Origin of the sequence: Paraburkholderia phytofirmans, assembly GCF_046028095.1 — a bacterium.
Lineage (GTDB): Bacteria > Pseudomonadota > Gammaproteobacteria > Burkholderiales > Burkholderiaceae > Paraburkholderia > Paraburkholderia phytofirmans_A.
Map to the genome: position 1 here is coordinate 78,975 of NZ_JAQQDJ010000006.1, position 23,568 is coordinate 102,542.

Genomic DNA, 23,568 nt, shown 5'->3' on the forward strand with positions numbered 1-23,568 from the left:
GCAATGCAAACGATTCATCACCGGTTCAAGCGCGCCGTCATCGCGGCCGCTCTCGTGCTGCCGCTCGCCGTTCACGCCGCCGACACGTTGCGGCCGGACGTGGCGAAGCCATTGAATGCCGCCCAGGATCTGTATCGCGCGCACAAGTACAAGGACGCGCTGACGAAGATCGATCAGGCGGCGGCTGTGCCCGGCAAGACGCCGTACGAGAGCACCATGATCGAACAGATGCGTGGCGCGGCAGCGGCGGCAGCGGGTGAAACCGGCGTGGCTGCTCAAGCCTACGAAACGTTGCTGAGTTCCGGCAAGTTGAGCGGCGCGGACGAACAACGCACGTCGGCGGCATTGGCCGGCATCTACTTCCAGCAGAAGAACTATGCGCAGGCGGCGAAGGTTGCGCAGCGTTATCTGAAGTCGGGTGGCGGCGATCCGGACATGCGCACGCTGCTGGTTCAGTCTTACTACCTGTCGAACGATTGTGCGAGCGTGGTGAGCCTGCTCAAGCCCGGCATCGATGCGCAGGTGCATGCCGGTCACGCGCCTGACGAATCGCAACTGCAATTGCTCGGCACGTGTGCGCAACGCGTGAAGGACGATGCCACGTACCGCAGTGCGCTCGAAAAGCTGGTTGCCTATCATCCGAAGCAGTCTTACTGGGACGATCTGTTCTCGGCGATCCGCAACAAGCCGGGCTATTCGTCGAAGCTCGATATCGACACGTATCGCCTGCGCCGCGCGACCGGCTCGCTGTCGACCGCCGACGACTACATGGAAATGACCCAACTGGCGATCGTGGCGGGCACCACCGCGGAAGGCAAGCAGGTCATCGATCAGGGCTTTACGTCTGGCGTTCTGGGACGCGACGCGCAGGCAGATCGCGAGAAACGGCTGCAGGCACTCGCGGCCAAACGCGCGCAAGCGCCCGCCGATCCGGCAAACCCCATTGCCCCCGTCGATGTGGGTTTCAACCAGGTTTTCGCGGGGCAGGCGAAACAGGGTCTGGCGGCGATGGATGCCGCGATTGCCAAGGGTGGACTCGACCATCCGGACCAGGCGCAGCTGCATCTCGGTGAGGCGTACTACATTGCGGGCGACAAGGCTCGCGCGGTGCAAACCTTCCGTGCGGTGAAAGGCACTGATGGTTCAGCCGATCTCGCGCGTTTGTGGGTGCTGGTGGCGTCGAAATAAGAGCACTCTGCTTCCGTCATGTTCTCTCAGGTGAGGCGCGCCCCCTCGCGGCGGACGTGAGGGAGTGCGCTCGTCCCAATGAATGCAGGCCCTTCTCTTATGTAGATGTGCGGACGCTGTGGCAACTATCAAAACGGTTATTGGGAATCGGCAAAGTCTTCTGGATAACAAATTGATGCGGTTGTCCGTGGCGGACTGTCAGCAGAGCTATGAGGGACGTTTTAGGGAGAACGTTACGCTCGATGAAACATAATTTGCATATATCAAACTATTTTTGACTACGGGATTCTGTCTTGCTATGGTCTTGCCACTCAATAACAAGGCACATGTTGCAATCTCTATAGGAAGCAAAATCCGCGCGCTGCGCCAACGGCTCAGTCGCACGCTGGATGAAGTGGCAACCACCGCAGGCATTTCCAAGCCGTTTTTGTCGCAGGTGGAACGGGGTCATGCAACACCTTCGATCACGTCGCTAGTCGGTATTGCGCGAGCTTTGGGTGTCACGGTGCAGTACTTCGTCGACACGCCGACCGAAGACAAGTCGGTGCGTAGGGGAAGTGAGTTGAAGTACTTCGGATTTGACGGAACCGCCAATCTGTTTGGAAGGCTGACGAACCTGTCGGTCGGCGGCAAGCTGGAAGTGATCCTCGTCAGGATGCCGGTGGGGCAGAACCCGTCGGAAGTCACAACGCATGCCGGTGAAGAATTCTTGTATGTGATGAGTGGCCAGATCTCGCTCACGCTGGAAGGCACGACGTTCGTGTTGCAGGCAGGCGACACCGCGCACTATGAATCTACCGTGCCGCACTCCTGGTCCAATACCGCGCGTGAAGAGGCGGTGGTCGTGTGGGTCGGGACGCCAAGATTGTTTTAGTGCCGCAGGCTGTGCTTTAGAAGAAAGCACTCGCTCGATATTTGTAAGTATTACTTAAGTGTTTACCCGCGATTTGGGAAGCCATGCCGGCATATGGCGCAATCCGCTCGCGTGGCAAAAGAAATGAAATGGCATCGATTGGAAAGCGCTGCGCATTCCGATTGCAATAAATTAGTAGTCCGACGCTGACTTATTTGAAGTTGCTTTAACGGAACGCGGCGCAAGATCGCCGTATATCGAGTAGAGCGGTTCACGAGACCACTCTTCACATACTGCTGTGGCCTTACTGACGAGCGAGAAGGGGAAAAATGAAACAAAGGGTATTGGCGCTGGCCATTAGAAGAATAGTCTGGGCTGAACTGGCGTTGTCGGCCGTAATCGCCGTACCGGCGTTTGCGCAAAGCCAGCCGGCCACCACCGGCACCGCGGCAGGCGCGACGACGACGGAAAGCACCCCGGCAACGGGTACGGCTGCCACACCGTCCGCGGATAGCACCACCGCGAAGCCGACGGACAAAGGCGTCCAGCAACTCAAGAAATTTGAAGTGACCGGGTCGCTGATCCGCACGTCGGACAAGGTCGGCAACACGGAAGTTCAGACCATCACGACCAAGGACATCCAGCAAAGCGGTTATACGACCGTGGCCGACTTCCTGCGCGGCACGTCCGCCAACTCGGGGAGCAGCTGGGGCCAAACGACGATGAATAGCTCCGCGCAAGGCGGCGGCGGTATTGCGTTGCGCGGTCTGAGCGAGAAGTACACCCTGGTGCTGGTGGACGGGCAACGGGTGGCGAATTACGGCAAGGCGGTGAACTTCACCGACACGTTCTTCGACGTGAATTCGATCCCGCTCAACATGATCGACCACATCGACATCGTGAAGACCGGCGCGGTCTCGGTGTATGGTTCGGATGCAATTGCGGGCGTGGTCAACATCATCACGAAGAAAGACTTTCAAGGCTTGCAGATCGATGGCCAGCTCGGCAAGGCACAGCATCCGGGCGACGCACAGGGCAATTTCAGCGTGCTCGGCGGTATCGGCGATCTGAATGGCGACCGCTTCAACGTGACGGCCGCCGCGAGCTACTACCGCGACACCGGCTCGTCGCTCGGCGACCGCGACATGACCGCAGGTCAGGACTTCAGCCAGTTCCCGGGCGGTCTCGCGGGCCCGCTCGGTCCGAACCAGCAATCGTACTGGACCACGGCCGACGGCACCAACACGGCGCTCAGCCCCTGTCCTCCGGGCAGCGTGTCGGCGAACGGCGCGTCCACGTGTAAATCGAATCCGGCCAGCACCACCTCGCTGGTGCCGGCAATCACGCGCCTGAACGCAAAAGTGCGCGGCACGTTCAAGATCAACGACGACGTGCAGGCTTACGCGGACTTCTGGGTGAGCCGCGACGAAACCGTGCAGAACGAAGGCCCGGCAGTGCTGAGCAGCCAGACCAACGCGTTCAACCCGGCTACCGGTTCCGCGTTGCCGCTGTCGCGCACGGTCTCGGGCACCAACCCGTACAACCCGTTCGGCGTACCCACGCTGATCAACTATACGTTCCCGAATACCGTGTCGGCGGATACGGTGTCGACGTTCTGGCGTGCATTGACCGGTGTGAAGGGCTCGTTCACCACCGCCAAATTCGGCGATTGGGATTGGTCCGCGGATTACGGCCATTCGCAGAGCACGGTCGACACGACCTACGGCAATGCGCTGAATGTTGCGGGGCTCGAGAACATTCTGCAGAACGGCGTGTTCAACTTTTCGAATCCGTCGGCCACGCCGAACGGTTTGAACGGCGTCTTCCAGAACGACTATGAGCAGGCGATCTCGAAGCTCGACAGCGTCACGGCGAAGACATCGACGACCAACCTGTTCACTCTGCCGGGCGGTCCGGTCGGTGTCGGTTTCGGTACGGAGTTCCGTCACGAAAGCAACATCATCAACTCGCGTACGTATAGCGCGCTCGGCATTACGGCGCCGGCCAACGTGCAAACGGTCGACGGTGAGCGCAATGTGGCCGCCGTCTACTATCAGGTGGATATTCCGATCATCCACAACCTGACGTTCACGCAGGCGGGCCGTTACGACCACTACAGCGACTTCGGTGGCGCGTTCTCGCCGAGCTTCGCATTGCGCTTCCAGCCGGTGCGCGCTCTGACGGCTTTCGCGTCGTATAGCCGCGGCTTCCGTGCTCCGACGCTGGTCGAAAACTCGCAGGCAACCTATCTGGCTCACCAGAACCTGGTGGACCCGAACGACCCGAGCGGCACGCCGACCAAGCACTTCACGACGGAACAGGTCAACGGCAATCCGGCGCTGCAGCCTGAGCACACCAAGAACTACAACATCGGCTTCCAGCTTTCTCCGGACTCGTCGACGGATATCGGTGCGGCGTTCTACAAGATCCACATTGACGGTGTGATCGGCACGCAGGATCCGAACGCGGTGATGGATGCGAACAACCCGTCGAGCGTGATCCGCAATCCGGACGGCACGGTGGCCTATATCAAGGAACAGTTCGTCAACCTCGGTTCGCTCGACACCGACGGCTTCGACATGAACTTCCGCAAGTCGGTGGGCACGAAGTACGGCACGTTCACGCTGGCAGGCGATTGGGCCTACGTATGGCACTTCAAGCTGAATAGCCCGGGCGCGCCGACGCAAGACTTCGCCGGCAACAACCTCGCGCTGTTGCAGCCGTTCGGTGCGTCCAATCCGCGCTGGAAGGGTAATACCAGCCTTTCCTGGGACTACCGCAAGCTGACCACCACGCTGACGTGGCAATACACCGGCCCGTACACGAATGCGGTGGCGTCCGAGTTCGGCGACGGCGGCACGCTGTCGGTGGCGTCGTACAGCCAGTTCAACCTGATGGCCACGTATCGCGGCTTCAAGAACTGGACGATCTACGGCGGCATCAACAACATCTTCGATCGCAAGCCGCCGTTCGACGTGGAGTGGCAGGCCACCCCGGATATCACGGGCTACGACCAGTCGCTGTACACCAACATTGGCCGTTTCTTCCAGGTCGGCGCGTCGTACCGCTTCTGAAGTCCTTGATGTTTGTGATGCACCCGCAGTCTGTCTAGTCGGTCGGCCGCTCCGGCTTCCATTATCGGTTCCGGAGCGGCGCAATTTTGTTAGCGATGTACTTTGGAGTGCCCGCGTGCACAATGCTCGTTCCGGAGCACGGCGAGCGGAGGCGGCCAGTCAGCCGCAGCGCAGCGCTAGCGGGGCAAGCTACGGGAGCGACGGCGTCAGGCCGTCGCTCGCGCCGATTCGATTTACCGCGCGCCGGCCTGAAGCCGGCGCGCGTTCTTACGCATTCCGAAGATGAGACTTGTGAAGTTTCGCTGGCCGCGCGCCGTGCGGATTGCAGCGGCAACGGCCGCAACTGCGGCGGCGCGGCGGCCTGGCACCGCCGCGCGAATCGCGCTGTGCGCGGGGGCGTGTCTGGCATTGAGCGCGGTCTGCGCGCAGGCGCGGCCCTCGATTGCGCAATACGACGAGCCTAAATATCCCGTCGGTTTCACGCACTTCGACTACGCGGATCCCACCGCGCCGAGCGACGGCAAGCTCAGCTTCCAGAACTTCGACGAATTGCAGACTTACGATTCGCTGAATCCGTTTCTGGTACGCGGTGCGCCCGCGCCGGACATTCTGCATCTGATGTTCGATACGCTGATGCAACGCAGCTGGGACGAGCTCGCTTCCGAGTACCCGCTGATCGCCGACGATGTCGAAGTCGCGCCGGACCTCGGTTCGGCCACCTTCCACATCAATCCTGCCGCGCGCTTTTCGAATGGCGATCCGATCACCGCGGCCGACGTCAAATACTCGTTCGACACATTGACGAGCCCGAAGGCCTCACCGCTTTTCAATGCACAGTTCTCGGTCATCAAGAGCGCGACCGTAATCGACAAGAACACGATCCGCTTCGTTTTCAACCACGCCGAACGCGACGCACCGCTGATCGCCGGCGATTTGCCGATCTTCTCGCCGAAGTGGGGCATGCGCGCGGACGGTACACGTCTACCGTTCGACCAGATCGCGAGCGAGCCGCCGATCGCGAGCGGTGCGTATCTGATCGAGTCGCGCAAGAACGACAAGCAGATCACCTATCGCCGCAATCCTGAGTACTGGGCCGCGAATTTGCCGTCGCGGCGCGGCATGTTCCGTTTCGCGAGCATCACCTTCAAACTGTATCGCGACCATTACACGCAACTGGAAGCATTCAAGGCCGGCGATGCCGACGCGCTTGTGGAATACAGCGCAACGCAATGGGCGCGCAAATACGTCGGCAAGAACTTCGACAACGGACTATTGAAGAAAGGCGAATTCGCCGACGGCCCCGCGCAAATGCAAGGCATGCTGATGAACCTGCGCAAGCCGATGTTTCAGGACCCGCGCGTGCGCCACGCGCTGACGATGGCCTTCGACTACGACTGGATGAACCGCATGATGTTCTACGGTCAATACCGGCGCACCAGCAGCTATTTCGCAGCGAGTCCGTTCGGCGCGACCGGCATGCCCGGCCCGAAGGAAATGGCCTTGCTTGAACCATTGAGAGCAGACGTGCCGCAGGAAGTATTCGGCCCCATGCTCAAGCAACCCACGACAATCGCCCCGGATTCCTTGCGCGGCAACTTGCGCGTGGCGCGCGATCTACTGGCGCAAGCCGGCTGGCACTATCGCGACGGCGCCTTGCGCGATGCCAACGGCACGCCGATGACCATCGAGATCATGGACGATCAGCCCGGCATGGACCGCCTGATCCTGCCGTATATGCAGGCGCTCGGCATGCTCGGCATCCAGGCGCATATGCGCGAGATCGATAGCGCGTTGTACCAGAAGCGGCTGGATAACTTCGAGTACGACATGACCACGTTCATCTATCCGCCGGTGACGATTCCGGGCGCGGAATTGACGCGTCGCTTCGGCAGCGCGGCGGCCTCGGAAGTCGGTTCGGAAAACTATTCGGGCATCCGCTCCAAAGCGGTCGACTCGCTGATTCACTCGGCGCTCTCCGCCGACAATCTCGACGACCTGGAAGCGGCAACCCGCGCGCTGGATCGCGTGCTGATCTATTCGTTCTACCTGGTGCCGGAGTATTACGCACCAGGCGCACGGATCGGCTACAAGTCGACGCTCGGCCATCCGGACAAAGTGCCGATGTCGTATCAATACGAAGACTGGGTGATCGACTACTGGTACAGGAAAACGCCGGCCGCCCAGACCGCATCTTCCACCGCGGCTAGCGCCGCTACGGCTCACTGAGGCACAGCATGCTTGCCTACATTCTCAGACGATTGTTATTGATGGTGCCGACGCTGCTCGGCGTGGTCACGCTGACCTTTGTCGTCACGCAGTTCGTGCCGGGTGGGCCGGTCGAGCAGGTGATGACGCAACTCCGCCACGGCGCTGGCCGTGGCGGAGAGGCGGGGGCGGGCGGCGGCGGTTATCACGGCAGCCAGGGCGTCGATCCGCAACAGATCGAGCAGATCAAGAAACAGTTCGGCTTCGACAAGCCGCCGCTGGAGCGCTATCTGCTGATGCTCAAGCACTACGCGACGTTCGATCTCGGCCAGTCCTACTATCAGCACGACAGTGTGTGGGACGTCATCAAATCGAAGCTGCCGGTGTCGATCACGCTCGGCTTATGGACGGTGCTGCTCACGTATCTGATATCGGTGCCGTTGGGGATCGCGAAAGCGGTGCGCAACGGCTCGCGCTTCGACACCGTCACGAGCGTGCTGGTGCTCGCCGGCTATGCAATTCCTGGTTTCGTGCTGGGCGTGCTGCTGCTGATGTTGTTCGGCGGCGGAACCTTCTGGCAGGTGTTTCCGATGCGCGGCCTCACGTCGGATAACTTCAACGATCTCAGTGCGTTCGGCAAAGTACTCGACTATCTGTGGCACATCGTGCTGCCGGTCACGGCCTCGGTGGTCGGCAACTTCGCGATCGTCACGATTCTGACGAAGAACACGTTCCTCGAGGAAATCGGCCGGCAGTATGTGCTGACCGCGCGCGCCAAGGGCGCGCCGGAGCGCGACGTGCTGTGGAAACACGTACTGCGCAATGCGGCGATTCCGCTGCTCACCGGTTTGCCGGCCGCCTTCGTCGGCGCGTTTCTGAACGGCAATCTGCTGATCGAAACGCTGTTCTCGCTCGACGGCATGGGCCAACTGTCGTACGACTCCGTGATTCGCCGTGACTACCCGGTCGTGCTCGGCTCGCTGTTTCTGTTCACGCTGATTGCTCTCGTAACCAAACTCATTGCTGACGTCTGCTATGTCCTCGTCGACCCCCGCATCCAATTCAACCGCCTGGACCGCTGACGCGGCCGGCGCGGCGCACGCGGCGTCGCCGTCTCCGTGGCGGCGTACGTGGCTGCGTTTCAGGCAGCAGCGTCTGGGCTACTGGAGCCTCGTGATCTTCGTGTCGCTGTTCGTCATCAGCCTGCTCGGCGAAGTGTTGTCCAACGACCGGCCGTTGCTCGTTCGTTACGATGGGCACTACTACTTCCCGATCGTGAAGGACTATCCGGAGACGCTATTCGGCGGCGATTTCCCGGCGCGTGCCAATTACCTCGATCCGTATATCCGTTCGCGGCTCGAATCGAACGGCAACTTCGCGATTTATCCGCCGAATCATTTTCACTACGACACGATCGACTATTTCGCCGCGCATCCCTATCCGGCGCCGCCCACCGCGAGCAACTGGCTCGGCACGGATCAGTTCGGGCGCGACGTGCTGGCGCGGCTGCTGTACGGCTTCCGCTTGTCGGTGCTGATGGCGCTGGCGCTCACGGTGTCCGGTGTCGTGGTCGGCGTGCTGACGGGCGCGGTGCAGGGCTTTTACGGAGGACGAACCGATCTGATCGGCCAGCGCCTGATCGAAATCTGGAGTTCGATGCCCGACCTGTACCTGCTGATCATCTTCGCATCGATCTTCGAGCCCACGTTGTGGCTGCTCTTCATTCTGCTGTCGATGTTCGGCTGGCTCGTGCTGTCCGATTACGTGCGCGCCGAATTCCTGCGCAACCGTTCGCTCGATTACGTAAAGGCGGCCCGCACCATGGGCCTCACTAATTGGCAGATCATGTGGCGTCATGTTTTGCCGAATAGTTTGACACCGGTGATTACCTTCCTGCCGTTCCGCATGAGTGCCGCGATTCTCTCGCTGACCAGCCTCGACTTTCTCGGCCTCGGCGTGCCGCCGCCGACGCCTAGCCTCGGTGAACTGCTGCAGGAGGGCAAGAACAACCTCGACGCATGGTGGATCTCGATGTCGGCGTTCGCCGCGCTGGTGATCACGTTGTTGTTGCTGACCTTCATGGGCGACGCATTGCGCAACGCGCTGGATACGCGCTCACGCGGTTCGGCTTTCGGCGGAGGTCCGCGATGACCACCACTCAGGCGCCGATCGCTCGGCCGTTACTGGAAATCGACCGTTTCTCCGTGCGTTTCGGCGACAAGGTCGCCGTGCACGAACTCAGCCTCTCCATCGCACGTGGCGAGCGCGTGGCGCTTGTCGGCGAATCGGGTTCGGGTAAGAGCGTCACAGCGCTGTCCATTCTGCGGCTCGTCGAGCATGCTGAGTTGAGCGGCCGCATGTTGCTCGACGGTGAGGATCTGCTGCAGAAAACCGAGCAGCAGATGCGTGGCCTGCGCGGCGCCGACGTCGCAATGGTGTTTCAGGAACCGATGACGGCGCTCAATCCGCTCTTCACGATCGGCAAGCAGATCGCCGAGAGCCTGCGTCTGCACGAAGGTTTGCGGCCGAATGCCGCGCGCGAACGCGGTATCGAGTTGCTCAGACGCACCGGCATTCCCGAGCCGGAACGACGCATCGACAGTTTTCCGCACCAATTGTCCGGCGGCCAGCGGCAGCGCGCGATGATCGCCATGGCACTCGCGTGCCGACCGCGTTTGCTGCTCGCCGACGAACCGACCACCGCGCTCGACGTCACCGTCCGTCAGCAGATCGTCGATCTTTTGATCTCATTGCAGGAACAGGAAGCGGCCGACCGCGGCATGGCCGTGCTGTTGATCACGCACGATCTGAATCTGGTGAAGCGTTTCGCGCAGCGCGTCGCGGTGATGGAGAAGGGCGTGCTGGTCGAAACCAATACGACCGAGGCGCTATTCGCGAGTCCGCAGCATCCGTACACGCGACGGCTGCTCGACAGCGATCCGCAACGCGCGGTCGAACCGGTCGAGCAGGGCGCGCGCCGGCTGCTCGAAGTACAAGGCCTGGCCGTCGATTACCGCACCTCGGCGAAAGGCTGGCGGTCCATGTTCGGGCGCTCCACGTTTCGCGCGGTGCATGACGTCGACCTGAGCGTGCGGCGCGGCGAAACGCTCGGCATTGTCGGTGAATCGGGTTCGGGGAAATCGACCTTGGCGGCCACCGTGCTCGGCCTGCAACAACCGGCCGCAGGTCATATCCATATTGACGGCCTGCCGCTTTCCACGCTCAAGACGGCGAGCTCGCGCCGCGCGCTGTATTCGCGCATGCAAGTCGTGTTTCAGGACCCGTTCGGCTCGCTGTCGCCACGCATGACGGTGGAGCAGATCATCGGCGAGGGTTTGGCCGTGCATCGGCCGGAAGTGGATGCGAAGGCTCGGCGCGCGCGCGTCGGCAGTCTGCTCGAAGAAGTCGGCATGTCCGCCGACGCAATGCTGCGCTATCCCCATGAGTTCTCCGGCGGCCAGCGTCAACGTATTGCGATTGCGCGCGCACTGGCCGTCCAGCCGGAATTGATCGTGCTCGATGAACCGACCAGCGCGCTCGACGTGTCGATCCAGAAACAGGTGCTGAATCTGCTGACAAATCTGCAGAAAAAGTACAAGCTAAGCTATTTGTTCATTACGCACGATCTGGCGGTGATGCGAGCCATGGCGCATCGCGTGATCGTGATGAAGTCGGGACGCATCGTCGAAGCCGGCGACACACTCGATGTGTTGCATGCGCCGACGCATCCTTATACCCAGTCGCTGCTGGCCTCGTCGCTCAACGTGCCGGAGCCGGGCACCGGCGCGATTCATACGGGACACGCCAATGATTGATGAACGTTGGGCGCAGGCTGCCCAAACGCTGAAGAGCCGCGCGGCATTCTGGTCGCTGCGCATTGTCGATGAACAGATCGACGACCACGAGATCCGCAACGACATCGCGCAGCCGCTGCGCACGGTGCGAGATCGAGGCGCGATGCTGATCGCTTGGGTGGGCGCGGGCGCGGGTTATGCGGCGACCGCGAATCTCTCGGCAGCTGGCTTGCAGGCGGCGCTCGATGTGGCCACCGCACGCGCTGAGGCGAGCGCGGCCTTGTCGTTGATCGACCATCGCGAAGTCGCCCGTCCAGTTGCGAGTGGGCAGTACGTGTCGCCGAATGCGCGCCGCGCGTTGCCGAGCCGCGCCGAATGGCTCGAGCTTCTCAGCACGGAATGCGCGGGCGCGAATCTCGACGCGAAAATTGTCGAACGTGTCGCAGCGGTGCAGATCACGCACACCGATCAGCTCTACATCACCGGCGACGGCGTACGCATCGATCAGCAGTTCCGTTTCGTGATGCCGCAGTTGAGCGTCGCCGCGCATGCGAACGGCGATACTCAGGTTCGCACCTTGGGCGGCAACTACGGCACGCTCGGCCAGGGCGGCATGGAAGTGTTGGCTCGTTTCGGCTTTGAAGGTTCGGGCGCGCGTGTCGCTAACGAAGCACTGCAATTGCTGGCCGCGCCGAATTGCCCATCGGGCAAGCGCGATCTGTTGCTGATGCCCGACCAGATGATGCTGCAGATTCACGAATCGATCGGTCATCCGCTCGAACTGGATCGCATTCTCGGCGATGAACGCAACTTCGCGGGTTGGAGCTTCGTCAAGCAGGACATGTTCGGTTCGTATCGCTACGGCTCGGAATTGCTGAACGTCACCTTCGATCCGTCGCTGCGCGAAGAAGCCGCAGCCTACGCATTCGACGACGACGGCACCGAAGCGCACAAGCAGTATCTGATTCGCAACGGCGTGCTCGAACGTCCGCTCGGCGGCGCATTGTCACAGCAGCGCGCGCGCATGCCGGGCGTCGCGAATTCGCGCGCGTCGAACTGGAACCGGCCGCCGATCGACCGCATGGCGAATCTGAATATCGAACCCGGCGAGAGTTCGCTGGAGGAGATGATCGGCAATATCGAACACGGCATTCTGATGCGCACCAACACGTCCTGGTCGATCGACGACCATCGCAACAAATTCCAGTTCGGCTGCGAGTTCGGCCAGTTGATCGAAAACGGCAAGCTCACGCAGGTCGTCAAACAGCCGAATTACCGCGGTATTTCCGCGAATTTCTGGCGCAGCCTGAGTGCGGTGGGCAACGCGGCCACGCGCGAAGTGTATGGCACGTCCATGTGCGGCAAGGGCGAACCGGCGCAGATCATCCGCGTCGGCCATGCGTCGCCGGCTTGCGTGTTCAGCAACATCGACGTGTTCGGAGGCGCATGATGAGCCAGTTCATCTCTTCGCGCGCTGCTACGTCGGTGGATTGGGAGCGGCATTTCACTTCGCTCGCCGATGCGATCGAGCGTCTGCAGCAAGGCGGCGAAACCACGCTCAGTTCCTTTGCCGGCGAGCAGTCCGACTTCGTCCGTTTCAATGCGGGCAAGGTGCGGCAGACGGGCAGCGTGTCGCAAGGCAAGCTGACCTTGCGTCTGATCGACGGCGCACGTCAGGCCTATTCCACGCTGACTGTATGCGGCGATCTGCAACAGGATCTCGACGAAGTGAGCGGCGCGCTCGCCACCTTGCGCGAAGGTCTGCGCGATGCGGCGGACGATCCGCATCTACTGTTCGACACGACGAAATGGGAGCGCACTACGCAGCGCTCCGGCAAGCTGCCGAACCCTGATGGGCTCGCGCACATCGTCGCGGAATGCGCGCAAGGGCTCGACTTCGTGGGCTTCTATGCGGGCGGCACAATCGTGCGCGGCTTCGCATCGACAAACGGCAGCCGCGGCTGGTATGAAGTGGACAACTTCAATTTCAGCTGGTCGCTGTACGACCCGAGCGGCCGCGCGATCAAAACCACCTACGCCGGCGACGACTGGAGCGATGCCGTGTTCGCGCACAAAGTCGAGCAGGCCGCGACACGTCTTGCGGTGCTCGCGCGCACGCCGCGCACATTGGCGCCGGGACGCTATCGGTCCTATCTGGCGCCCGCCGCGCTCGCGGAACTACTCAGCGTCACCGCATGGAGCGGCTTTTCCGCTCGCGCGCAGGCGAGTTCCCGCAGCGAGTTGTACAAGCTGCATGTGGGAGAAGTCGTAGTCGACCCGCGCGTGACGATCAGCGAAGATCTGAGTCTCGGCATCACGCCAGGCTTTAACGACGACGGCTATCTGCGTGACAGCGTCCCGTTGATCGAGGCCGGCCGCAGTGCCGAACGCCTGACCAACGCACGCAGCGCACGCGAATACGGTTTGACGCCGAACGGCGCGCTTGCCAGCGAGTCACCGGCCGCGCTCTCGATGCAAGCGGGCGATCTGCCGGAAGAAGAGGTGCTCGCAAAGATCGATACCGGGCTCTACATCGGCAACCTCTGGTACGTGAACTTCTCGGACCGCATGAATTGCCGCCTCACCGGCATGACGCGCTTCGCGACGTTCTGGGTCGAGGACGGAGAAATCGTCGCACCGCTCGAAGCCATGCGTTTCGACGACAGCCTGTACCGTTTGCTCGGCAGCGAACTGGAGCAACTCGGCGCGCAAGCGGAACTGCTACTGAGCGATTCCACATGGGGCGAGCGCGCCACGGGCGGCATGCAATTGCCGGGCATTCTGGTGAGGTCATTCGAATTGACGTTATGAGCCTATGGATCAACACGAAAAAACAAAATCAAAACCTGAGAGCTTGCCCGAGGGCCTGACGCTGCGCGCTTTGCGCGTGGCCGACGCGGAACAATTTCACGCCATGCTGCTACTGCCCGTGGCGATGAACGGCAATCCGCAGCTGCCGTTTCGGACCGTCGCCAGCACACGCGAGCACCTGGAAAAATTCGAGGCCCCTGGCATCGCGATCGCGGCGACGGTCGGCGACACGCTGGTCGGTCAGGCGAGCCTCAGCCCTCTCAAGGGACGCCGCGCGCATGCGGCATCGCTCGGCATTGGCGTGCACGACGCGTGGCAGCGGCGCGGCATCGGTCGTGCGTTGATGGCCGAACTGCTCGATCTCGCCGACAACTGGCTCGGCCTGCGCCGCGTCGAGTTGCATGTCTACACCGACAACCACGCGGCACTCGCGCTATACAGCAAGTTCGGCTTCGAGATCGAAGCGCATCAGCGCGGTGCCGTATTGCGTCGCGGCGTGCTGATCGACTGTTATTTCATGGCGCGGCTGCGCGAACCGGCGCCGTGGATGTCGCCGCCTTCGGCCGCCCATCTCGCAGCGGAATAAGACCATGAAAGAAACAAGGTTGCCGGACGACGCCGCACATTACAAATGTATTATGGTGCGCGCGCTCGAATCGTCGGACATGGATGCGTTCGCCGAGATCATGAGCTTGCCCGGTGTACGGCGCGGCACGCTGTCGGTCGGCTATCGCAGTCCTGAGCAACTCGCGGCCTGGTACGAGCGGCGCCTCAAAGGCGGCGTGAACGTGTGCGCGATTATCGATGGACGCGTGGTCGGCCACGCAAGTCTCGAGGTCCACCGGTCGAGCCGTGCGCACAGCGCACACTTAGGCCTCGCCGTGCACGACGCGTATCATGGCCGCGGTGTCGGCGCCGCGCTTTTGCAAGGGTTGATCGATTGCGCGGATGCGTCGCTCGGTTTGCGCCGCATCGACCTCACGGTGTTCTCGGACAACGCACCGGCCATCGCGCTGTATCGCAAGTTCGGCTTTGTCGAAGAAGGCCGTTCGCGCGGTTTCGCCATGCGTGACGGTGTGCTGGCCGACGTGCTGCATATGGCCCGCCTCGTCGAAGCACCGCGCCTCCAGACAATCTGAACGGATTCACTGAGTGCCATTTTTCTTCATCGACCGCCCGGTCTTCGCATGGATCGTCGCGCTCGCCATTGTCGTGGCGGGCGCGCTGGCTATTCCGCAACTGCCGGTGGCGCAGTATCCGCGCCTTGCGCCGCCGCGCATCGTGATATCCGCCATGTATCCGGGAGCGTCGACTGAAGTCGTGGACGAGAGCGTGGGCAGCATCATCGAGGAGAGTCTCGATGGCGCCGACAATATGCTGTACTACCAAACGACCAGCGACAACCTCGGTGAACTCGAAATCGACGCGACCTTCGCGCCGGGCACCAATCCCGATCTCGCGCTGGTCGATATCCAGAACCGGCTCAAGCAGGTCGAGCCGCGTTTGCCTCAGCAGGTGGTGCAGCAGGGCATCAGCGTGTTCAAGGCGGCCAACACGTTCCTGATGCTCGTCGCGCTGAGTTCCACCGACGGCACGCGCGACTCCGTGCAATTGAGCGACTATCTGAGCCGCTACGTGTTGCGCGAGTTGAAGCGCGCGCCGGGCGTGGGCTCGGCCCAGCTCTGGGACGCCGACGAAGCGCTGCGCATCTGGCTCGATCCGATGAAGCTGCGCGAATACGGCCTCGGCGCCGCCGAGGTGAACGCCGCCATCGCCGCACAGAATGCGACCGTGACGGCGGGCACGCTCGGCGACGCGCCGTTCGTGCCGGGCCAGCAATTGACAGCCTCGGTGAGCGTGAAAGGCCAGTTGATCTCGCCGGCCGAATTCGGCCAGATCGTGCTGAAGGCGCGGCCGGACGGCTCGTCTGTGCGTTTGCGCGATGTCGCGCGCGTCGAACTCGGGCGTGACAACTACTCGTACTATTCGCGCCTGAATGGCAAGGCTGCGGCAACGGTCGGGATTCAACTCGGGCCGCGTGGCAACGCGCTCGAAACGTCGAACGCGATTCGCGCACGGCTTGCCGAGTTGGCGAAAGGTTTGCCCTCGGGCGTCGCCATTGAAATCCCGTTCGACAACGCGCACTTCGTGAAGATCGCCATTCACGAGGTGCTCGTCACGCTCGCGGAAGCGGTGGTGCTGGTGTTCTTCGTGATGTGGCTGTTCCTGCGCGATCTGCGCTATACGCTGGTGCCCACCGTGGTGATTCCGGTCACGCTGATGGGCGCGTTCCTCGCCATGTATGCGTGCGGTCTGTCGATCAACGTGTTCACGATGTTCGGCCTCGTGCTCGCCATCGGCATTCTCGTCGACGACGCGATCGTGGTGGTGGAGAGCGTGCATCGCGTCATGGAAGAAGAGGGCTTGCCGCCACGTGAGGCCACCCGCAAGGCGATGTCGCAGATCGGCGGCGCGATTGTCGGCGTGACGGCGGTGTTGACGGCGGTGTTCGTGCCGATGGCGTTTTTTCCCGGCGGCGTCGGCGGGATTTATCGTCAATTCGCGGTGGCGATGATCGCGTCGATGCTGGTGTCGTCGTTCATGGCCTTGTCGTTGACGCCCGCGTTGTGCGCGAATCTGCTGAAGGCGCACACGCAATCGGTGCGTCAACGCGAGGCGCGCCGTGGCATTCTGGGTTTCGCGGCGCGCGCGGCAAGCCGCTTCACGTCCGGCTTCGATCGCGCCGCGCGTGGTTATCGGGGGTTGACCGCGCGCACGTTGCGCCGCATCGGCCCGATGCTGGCCGTCTATGCGGTGCTGGTCGGCGTGTGCGGCGTGCTCTATTGGCAGATGCCCGGCGGTTTCCTGCCAGGCGAGGACGAAGGCCAGTTGCAGGTCATGGTGCAATTGCCCGCGGGCGCCACCCAGGCACGCACGCTGGCCGTGGTGCAAAGCGCGGAGAAGATTCTCCATGCGGAGCCCGCTATCGCGAACGTCACGAGTGTGATCGGCTGGAGCTTTTCGGGCAGCGGTCAGAATGTGGCGATGGGGTTTGTCGAACTCAAGGACTGGGGCAAGCGCGATATCGATGCACTGGCCCTGCGCGACCGGCTCAACGCAAAGTTCGACAAGATTCTGGACGGTAACGTCGAGGCGCAATTGCCGCCTTCGGTGCCGGGACTCGGACATTCCGACGGTTTCGTGTTCCGCCTCGAAGATCGCGGCGGAGTGGGGCTCGACGCGCTGAAGGCCGCGCGCGAGCAACTGTCCGCGCAAGCCAAGGCGAGTCCGGTGCTGGCCTCGGTGCACTCGGAAGATCTGCCTGACGCGCCGCGCGTCGAGCTGATCGTCGATCGCGCGAAGGCGTACGCGCTCGGTGTGTCGTTCGATCGAATCGCGGACGTGCTGGGCAGCACCTTTGGCTCGACCTATATCGACGATTTCCCGGCCGGCGGCCGCATGCGCCGCGTGATGATCGCCGCCGACGCCGCCACGCGCATGACCGAAGACGATCTGCTCGCGCTCTCCGTACCTAACTCGACGGGCGGCATGGTGCCGCTCTCGGCCATCGCAACGCGTCAATGGACGATCGGCCCGGTGATGCTGACGCGCTACAACGGCTATCCGTCGCTCGATGTGAGCGGCCACGCGGCGCCCGGCTACAGTTCCGGCGCGGCCATGGCGGAGCTTGAGCGGCTGGCCGCTTCGTTGCCGGTCGGCGTGAGCTATGACTGGGTCGATGCGGCACGCGAGGAAACCGCGGCCGCGAAACTCACGCCGCTGTTGATCGGCCTCTCGTTGCTGGCGGTGTTCATGGCGCTGGCCGCGCTCTACGAAAGCTGGACGATTCCGCTTGCCGTGCTGATGGTCGTGCCGCTCGGTGTGATCGGCGCGGTTGCGGCGGTGCTGTTGCGTGGCATGCCTAATGATGTGTACTTCAAGGTCGGCATGATCACGGTGATCGGCCTCGCGGCGAAAAACGCGATTCTGATCGTGCAGTTCGCCCGCGATCTATACCAGGGCGGCATGCCGCTGACGCGTGCGGTGACCGAAGCCGCGGGCGCGCGCTTCCGGCCGATCGTGATGACCTCGGCGGCGTTTCTGCTGGGCGTCGTGCCACTCGTGGTGTCGAGCGGCGCGGGTGCCGAAAGCCGCCGCTCGATCGGCACGGGCGTGTTCGGCGGCGTGCTGGCTGCCACACTGTTCGGACTGGTGTTCGCGCCGGTCGCGTTCCATGCGGTCGCATCGCTCACGCACGGACGGCGACGGCTGGCGGAACTGCATCGCATGCGCGCGGAGCGGCGCACGCGCAGTGCTGCGACCGCGATAGAACGCAAATCGTTCGACGAATCGCCGACGGCCTGAGCGTGCTCCGACTGCGCCGTGCCCGCGTGTCGCACGGCGTTCAGCCGGCCGGCTGATTTGCCGCTTGCACCGATGTCGCGCCCCCTGAGGTCTGCGCATTGCTTGCCGACACATGCGGCGCGGCAGGCAGGCAGTCCGCGCGATATTCGGCCTGCAATGACTTTTCCGCGTGATTCAGGTCGCTCGGATAGTTGTCGTCGTCGCCGCCCGGTTGATAGCCGACTGCTTCGAGCTCCCCGAGCTCGCGCATCAATTGCTTGTGCGTGACTTCGGCTTTCAACGGTTTGAACGGATAGTCGTTGCATTGCTGCGGCGTGAGATGCGGCGCGGCCATAGCCGATGCGCTGCCAATCAGAAGAAGGGCGCTGAGCAGGGTTTTCGTTGCAAGCTTCATGTTGATGTCATCCACGAGAGGGTTCGAGTCGTCCCGCGCTGAAGGCTGCGGGTTGACGTCAGACTAGTGGAGGCCGCCTACCGCGGCGGCGTCGGGAACATGAAACTTGTTTTAGGGTGGCGCGGCTTTGCGCAATTTCGTGGCCTTGCAGCGAACTTAAATTTTTCTTCATGAAGCGGATATTCCTCCGCTAACAACCCCTGTGTAGCCTGCTCGCAGGCACTCGGCGCAGCGTCGGCATCCGTCGAACCGCACGCCCGTGCTCTGAACGCGCAAGCCGAATATGGCATCATGTCCTTCTACTGATAACCGGTCGCGCCCGCCGCTTGCATCGGTAGAGCAGGCTGCGGCGCATGCAATGATCATGTCGCGAGTACTGACGATCGAAGATGATGAAATTACCGCGAATGAAATTGTCGGTGAACTGAAAAGCCGCGGCTTCACCGTGGACTGGGTGGCCAACGGCCGCGACGGCATGGCGCGCGCGATCAGCGAAGACTACGACGTGATCACGCTCGACCGCATGCTGCCCGGCGTGGACGGCCTCACGATATTGACCACCATGCGCAGCATCGGCATCCAGACGCCGGTGCTGATGTTGAGTGCGCTCGGCGACGTGGATGAGCGGGTGCGCGGCCTGCGCGCCGGTGGCGACGATTACCTGACCAAACCGTTCGACCCAGAAGAGATGACTGCGCGCCTCGAAGTGCTGCTGCGCCGCAGTCAGACGCCGGCCGCGCAACTCGAAACGCACTTGCGCGTCGGCCCGCTCGAACTCGATCTCATTTCACGCAAGGTGCAGCGCGACGGCGAGGAAATCGTGCTGCTGCCCACCGAGTACCGCGTGCTCGAATTCATGATGCGCCATGCGGGACAGACCATTACGCGCACCATGCTGTTCGAGGCCGTGTGGGGTTATCACTTCGATCCGGGCACCAATCTGATCGACGTGCATATGGGGCGCTTGCGCAAGAAAATCGACCCGCCCGGCGTGACGCCGCTGATCCAGACCGTGCGAGGCTCGGGTTATATCCTTGCATGAGCGACACATTTTGATGGACACAACCTTCCCCGCTCAATCTGCGCTCGGGCGGCGCTGGCATTCCACCACCTTTCGGCTGCTCTCTGTCTACGCCGTTATCTTTTCGTTTTCCGTGATGCTGCTGCTGGGCTTCATCGGCTGGGCCGTGACCGGCGACATGGAACGCGAGACCGATGTGGTAATGGACTGGCAACTGATCTACTTCGATTCGCTGCCCGATTCGGGTCTCGCGGACGCGATTCACCGGCGCATCGAGCATGAGCGCATGCACACCAATTACTACGGGCTGTTTGCCGCCGACGGCCGTCTGCTCGCCGGCGACGTGCTCGCCTATCCCGCCGCGCTGCCCACCAATCGCACCGGCAAGACGCTCGATCTGACGCTTGCGCTCGGGCGCAACGATCAGGCGCCGGTGGTGCGGGCCATGGCGGAGCGGCGCAACGACGGCTCGACGCTCGTGATCGCGCGCGACCTCACGCACATTCTGCGGATTCGCGAAACCATCATCAACGCACTGGTGGGCGGCGGTGTTTTCTGTCTGCTCGCCGGCGTGGCGGGCGGACTTGCGCTGAGCGTGCGGCAGATGCGCCGGCTGAAAGCGATCCGGCGCGTCACGCAGCGCATCGCGCAGGGCGATCTTGCGCAACGTCTGCCGATAGGCGGACGCGACGAAGTGGATATGCTCGCGCATCTCGTGAATCATATGCTCGCCGAAGTCGAGCGTCTGATGAATGAAGTGAAGGGTGCGTGCGATGGTATCGCGCATGATTTGCGTACGCCGCTCGCGCATGTGCGGACCTTGCTTGCGCACGCGGCCGAGCGCACCGAAACGCTCGACGATGGCGAATTGGCGAAACTGCTGGAGCGCGCGCGTACTGAGACGGATGCGCTGCTCGATCGCTTTCGCGCAATGCTGCGGATCTCCGAGATTGGTACGTTGCAGCGGCGTGGCGGCTTCGGCGAGATGCAGTTGGAGACGCTGATCGAAGAAGTCGGCGAACTTTACGAGCCGCTCGCTGAGAGCCGGTCGATCCGGCTTTCCGTTCATGCGCAGCCGGTGGATGCGATCTATGGCGACCGCGCGTTGCTCTTTGAAGCGTTGAGCAATCTGGTGGATAACGCGATCAAGTTCACGCCTGAAGGCGGTGTGGTGCGTATGGAGTTGCGGCAGACAGCGGCGGGGCCGCAGGTGGACATTGTCGATAACGGCCCCGGGATTGCCGCGGATGAGCGCGATGCGGTTTTGCAGCGGTTTTATCGTGGGGAGAGTACGCGGCATCTCGCCGGGTCGGGGCTGGGGTTGAGTATCGTCTCCGCAGTGATGCGGGTGCATGACTTCACGATGAAGATCGGCAATGCGCAGCCGGGCACGCGGATTTCTATTGAATGCTGGTCGAGGACGCTGGCATGAGCATGCGATCTTTTTTCGTTCTTGCTGGGGATTGAATGCGCATTCTATTCGTGGGTCCTGCTCATCCGGAAGCGGCTTGGCTTTTCAAGGCGCTTCAGGAGAGCGCGCATAGTCTGCAGCGGGCTGATGATCTGCGGGATGGGATCTTTCTCGCGGCTCAGGAACCGTTTGATGCGATTGTTTTGATGGTGTTGGAGGTGGGGTTTTATTCCGCCTTGACGGAGTTTGTTGGCGAGTTTGCTGCGGGTGGGGGTGGGGCCGCGATTGTGGCTGTGTTGGGGGTGGCCACCGCTCAGGATCGCACCAAAGTTTTGCGCGCCGGCGCGGATGCTTGTTTCTGTCAGCCTTATTCGTTTATCGAAATGCATGAGCGGATGCAGGCTTTGCAACGTATTGGGGGTGGGCGCGCAGGTGTTGGCGGTTCTGCTTCTTCTGCGTTTTCTTCGGTCGATGGGCCTTCTCTCGATGCCGCTACTCGGGAGCTGGTTTTTGGTGCGCGTAGGGTTGGGGTCACCCGAAGAGAGTTTCTTCTGCTCGAATGTCTCATCAAACAGGTTAATGCACCTGTGGCGCGGGATCAGCTTATTCGGTACGCCTGGCCGGAGAAGGAGGATGTCGATCCTTCTAGTGTCAATCTTGTTGTTTCTCGGCTGAGAAGGAAACTCGGGGGGGATTTGCCTGAGGTTCGGATTGAGACGGTTAGTCGGTTTGGGTATCAGGTTTCTGTTGGTGTTTAGTTTGGGTTTGTGTTGGGGTTTTTTTACGTTTTTAGTGGTCTATTAGGGTCGCCCCTGTGCGGGGCGGCACTTACTTTCTTTGCCGCCGCAAAGAAAGTAAGCAAAGAAAGCGGCTTTGCACCGCTAGCCCATAAGCGGGTCCCCCGCGCAGCCACGGTAGTGGTGCATCTGGAATCCGTGTTCTCGCACATTCCACTCCTGTGACAAGACTGTCATTCTTCCGGCGGCGCTGCGCGCGCCCCCGCGGTACTTCTTCAGAACCAGTTGTTTTTGTTCGTCACGTGCGTCACGTGCTGCACGTGCGCGCTTCGTCTGGTCTTTTGAGCTCTCCGTTTCTTCAATCTGCTCTTGCGGCGTGGGTCAATGTCCTGTTCATGAAAATCCAACGCATTTTTTGAAAGTCTGTCTTGCAGGGGTGCTGTTTTCTGAACTCGATATATTCGGTTCGTGGCTGCATCCGTTGCGATGCGGCTTCTGTTATCAGGCATCCTCAATTAAATGGAAGGTGATTCATGAATCAGAAGATGAAGCTGGCACGTCTTGTCGGGGCACTATTTTGCGTCGGCATCGCGTCGTCGGCGCACGCGCAAAGTAGTGTCACGCTCTATGGTCTGCTCGATACCGGTATCGATTTCGCTAGTAACGTCAATGGCAGCCATCTCTATCAAATGGCCAGTGGTGTGAGCGCCGGTAGCCGTTGGGGACTCAGGGGCAAAGAGGATCTCGGTGGCGGGCTGTCCGCTATTTTCGATCTCGAAAGCGGCTTCAATTCGACTAACGGTAGTCTCGGCAGCGGGCTCGCGTTCTCTCGTAACGCCTATGTGGGCATCGCCAGTCAGACGGCCGGTACGGTCACGCTGGGACGGCAGTGGGATCCACTCGTCGATCTCATCGAACCGTTCTCGCTCAACGATACCTATGGCGGATGGTATTTCTCCCATCCCAACGATATGGATAACCTCGATAACGGCTTCGCAATCAGCAATGCCGTGAAATACACGAGTCCCACCATCGGCGGATTTACCGGTGAAGCGCTTTATTCGTTCGGCGGCCAGGCAGGGCAGTTCTCGAATAATGCGGCCTATAGCGCTGCGGCCTCTTACACCAATGGACCGTTCTCCATGGGTGCGGGCTATTTGCGCGTCAACGATCCTGAGGCATCTATTCAGAGCTATCAGAACGGCTCCGGCTTCACCAATGCGGTGTACGGCAACTATCTCGCCAATGCTCGCAGTCAGGGCATCTTTGCCGCGGGCGCCTCGTATCAGCTCGGCAAGTTCAAGGTCATGGGCAACTTCACCAACGTCAATTTTCAACAGGGCGACGCGGGTCAGGACGTCAAATTTCAGAACTATGAAATCGCCGGCACTTTCGCCGCAACCAGTCAGCTCAATCTCGCCGCCGGCTACACCTATACGGATGGCCGGGATCACGCGACCAATCAGGAGCCGAAGTATCAGCAACTCAACCTGAGCGCGGAATACGAACTGTCGAAGCGCACCGCCGTGTATGCACTCGCCGCCCTTCAGAAAGCAAGCGGTGGCGCGGTCGCGCAGATTGCCGGGTTCGATCCGTCGTCCGACGGTAAGCAAGTGGTCGGCCGGGTCGGCGTGCGGCACTCTTTCTAGAACGAAGGCATCAGCAAAAAAGCGCGCTATCCGCAAGGGTAGCGCGCTCTTCTTTTTCAGGAACCA

The 23,568-nt window shown here is 61.7% G+C and carries 17 protein-coding genes; 16 read left to right on the plus strand and 1 reads right to left on the minus strand.

The window, feature by feature from the left end:
• The first annotated feature begins 3 nt into the window (after positions 1-3).
• From PQR54_RS18675 to PQR54_RS18730, 12 genes are all read left to right on the plus strand, one after another.
• Positions 4-1,188, plus strand: a complete 1,185-nt coding sequence (locus PQR54_RS18675; protein WP_408248214.1) for a tetratricopeptide repeat protein — start codon at positions 4-6, stop codon at positions 1,186-1,188.
• Between the two features lie 298 nt (positions 1,189-1,486).
• A complete protein-coding gene (locus PQR54_RS18680; protein WP_012432476.1) occupies positions 1,487-2,062 on the plus strand; it encodes a helix-turn-helix domain-containing protein in 576 nt (191 codons plus the stop codon).
• 308 nt (positions 2,063-2,370) lie between these two features.
• Positions 2,371-5,115, plus strand: coding sequence for a TonB-dependent receptor plug domain-containing protein (locus PQR54_RS18685; protein WP_408248216.1), 2,745 nt, complete (start codon positions 2,371-2,373; stop codon positions 5,113-5,115).
• A 282-nt stretch (positions 5,116-5,397) separates the two neighbouring features.
• A complete protein-coding gene (locus tag PQR54_RS18690; protein WP_408248218.1) occupies positions 5,398-7,341 on the plus strand; it encodes an extracellular solute-binding protein in 1,944 nt (647 codons plus the stop codon).
• 8 nt (positions 7,342-7,349) lie between these two features.
• Complete coding sequence (locus PQR54_RS18695; protein WP_116116488.1) at positions 7,350-8,402, plus strand: microcin C ABC transporter permease YejB; 1,053 nt, start codon at positions 7,350-7,352, stop codon at positions 8,400-8,402.
• Positions 8,356-9,471, plus strand: a complete 1,116-nt coding sequence (locus tag PQR54_RS18700) for an ABC transporter permease (RefSeq protein WP_408248220.1) — start codon at positions 8,356-8,358, stop codon at positions 9,469-9,471. The genes PQR54_RS18695 and PQR54_RS18700 overlap by 47 nt, the downstream gene beginning before the upstream one ends.
• Positions 9,468-11,135 carry an ABC transporter ATP-binding protein gene (locus PQR54_RS18705; RefSeq protein WP_408248222.1) on the plus strand — a complete coding sequence of 556 codons (1,668 nt, stop codon included), beginning with the start codon at positions 9,468-9,470 and terminating at the stop codon, positions 11,133-11,135. The genes PQR54_RS18700 and PQR54_RS18705 overlap by 4 nt, the downstream gene beginning before the upstream one ends.
• Positions 11,128-12,564 (plus strand): TldD/PmbA family protein, encoded by a 1,437-nt coding sequence (locus tag PQR54_RS18710; RefSeq protein WP_408248224.1) that lies wholly within the window; start codon positions 11,128-11,130, stop codon positions 12,562-12,564. Before PQR54_RS18705 ends, PQR54_RS18710 begins: the two co-directional genes overlap by 8 nt.
• Complete coding sequence (locus PQR54_RS18715) at positions 12,564-13,925, plus strand: TldD/PmbA family protein (RefSeq protein ID WP_408248675.1); 1,362 nt, start codon at positions 12,564-12,566, stop codon at positions 13,923-13,925. Before PQR54_RS18710 ends, PQR54_RS18715 begins: the two co-directional genes overlap by 1 nt.
• Before the next feature lie 4 nt (positions 13,926-13,929).
• Positions 13,930-14,511, plus strand: coding sequence for a GNAT family N-acetyltransferase (locus PQR54_RS18720; protein WP_408248226.1), 582 nt, complete (start codon positions 13,930-13,932; stop codon positions 14,509-14,511).
• A 4-nt stretch (positions 14,512-14,515) separates the two neighbouring features.
• Entirely contained in the window at positions 14,516-15,064 is a 549-nt protein-coding gene (locus PQR54_RS18725) for a GNAT family N-acetyltransferase (protein ID WP_408248228.1), read from the plus strand.
• A 13-nt stretch (positions 15,065-15,077) separates the two neighbouring features.
• Positions 15,078-18,290 carry a multidrug efflux RND transporter permease subunit gene (locus tag PQR54_RS18730; RefSeq protein ID WP_408248230.1) on the plus strand — a complete coding sequence of 1,071 codons (3,213 nt, stop codon included), beginning with the start codon at positions 15,078-15,080 and terminating at the stop codon, positions 18,288-18,290.
• Positions 18,291-18,330: 40 nt separating this feature from the next.
• Here PQR54_RS18730 and PQR54_RS18735 read toward each other — a convergent pair whose 3' ends face one another.
• Complete coding sequence (locus PQR54_RS18735; protein ID WP_408248232.1) at positions 18,331-18,684, minus strand: DUF4148 domain-containing protein; 354 nt, start codon at positions 18,682-18,684, stop codon at positions 18,331-18,333.
• 364 nt (positions 18,685-19,048) lie between these two features.
• On the opposite strand from PQR54_RS18735, the gene PQR54_RS18740 reads away from it, so the two are divergent.
• From PQR54_RS18740 to PQR54_RS18755, 4 genes are all read left to right on the plus strand, one after another.
• Positions 19,049-19,726: a response regulator transcription factor gene (locus tag PQR54_RS18740; RefSeq protein WP_408248234.1), complete on the plus strand. Its 678-nt coding sequence runs from the start codon at positions 19,049-19,051 to the stop codon at positions 19,724-19,726.
• 13 nt (positions 19,727-19,739) lie between these two features.
• Entirely contained in the window at positions 19,740-21,137 is a 1,398-nt protein-coding gene (locus PQR54_RS18745) for a HAMP domain-containing sensor histidine kinase (RefSeq protein WP_408248236.1), read from the plus strand.
• 35 nt (positions 21,138-21,172) lie between these two features.
• Positions 21,173-21,874, plus strand: coding sequence for a winged helix-turn-helix transcriptional regulator (locus PQR54_RS18750; RefSeq protein WP_408248238.1), 702 nt, complete (start codon positions 21,173-21,175; stop codon positions 21,872-21,874).
• Between the two features lie 530 nt (positions 21,875-22,404).
• Complete coding sequence (locus tag PQR54_RS18755; RefSeq protein ID WP_408248677.1) at positions 22,405-23,502, plus strand: porin; 1,098 nt, start codon at positions 22,405-22,407, stop codon at positions 23,500-23,502.
• The last annotated feature ends 66 nt before the right edge of the window (positions 23,503-23,568 follow it).

Coding starts and splice junctions, on each gene's coding strand:
- PQR54_RS18675 (WP_408248214.1), top strand. CDS start 4: ATGCAAACGATTCATCACCGGTTCAAGCGCGCCGTCATCGCGGCCGCT.
- PQR54_RS18680 (WP_012432476.1), top strand. CDS start 1,487: ATGGTCTTGCCACTCAATAACAAGGCACATGTTGCAATCTCTATAGGA.
- PQR54_RS18685 (WP_408248216.1), top strand. CDS start 2,371: ATGAAACAAAGGGTATTGGCGCTGGCCATTAGAAGAATAGTCTGGGCT.
- PQR54_RS18690 (WP_408248218.1), top strand. CDS start 5,398: ATGAGACTTGTGAAGTTTCGCTGGCCGCGCGCCGTGCGGATTGCAGCG.
- PQR54_RS18695 (WP_116116488.1), top strand. CDS start 7,350: ATGCTTGCCTACATTCTCAGACGATTGTTATTGATGGTGCCGACGCTG.
- PQR54_RS18700 (WP_408248220.1), top strand. CDS start 8,356: ATGTCCTCGTCGACCCCCGCATCCAATTCAACCGCCTGGACCGCTGAC.
- PQR54_RS18705 (WP_408248222.1), top strand. CDS start 9,468: ATGACCACCACTCAGGCGCCGATCGCTCGGCCGTTACTGGAAATCGAC.
- PQR54_RS18710 (WP_408248224.1), top strand. CDS start 11,128: ATGATTGATGAACGTTGGGCGCAGGCTGCCCAAACGCTGAAGAGCCGC.
- PQR54_RS18715 (WP_408248675.1), top strand. CDS start 12,564: ATGAGCCAGTTCATCTCTTCGCGCGCTGCTACGTCGGTGGATTGGGAG.
- PQR54_RS18720 (WP_408248226.1), top strand. CDS start 13,930: ATGGATCAACACGAAAAAACAAAATCAAAACCTGAGAGCTTGCCCGAG.
- PQR54_RS18725 (WP_408248228.1), top strand. CDS start 14,516: ATGAAAGAAACAAGGTTGCCGGACGACGCCGCACATTACAAATGTATT.
- PQR54_RS18735 (WP_408248232.1), bottom strand. CDS start 18,684: ATGAAGCTTGCAACGAAAACCCTGCTCAGCGCCCTTCTTCTGATTGGC.
- PQR54_RS18740 (WP_408248234.1), top strand. CDS start 19,049: ATGTCGCGAGTACTGACGATCGAAGATGATGAAATTACCGCGAATGAA.
- PQR54_RS18745 (WP_408248236.1), top strand. CDS start 19,740: ATGGACACAACCTTCCCCGCTCAATCTGCGCTCGGGCGGCGCTGGCAT.
- PQR54_RS18750 (WP_408248238.1), top strand. CDS start 21,173: ATGCGCATTCTATTCGTGGGTCCTGCTCATCCGGAAGCGGCTTGGCTT.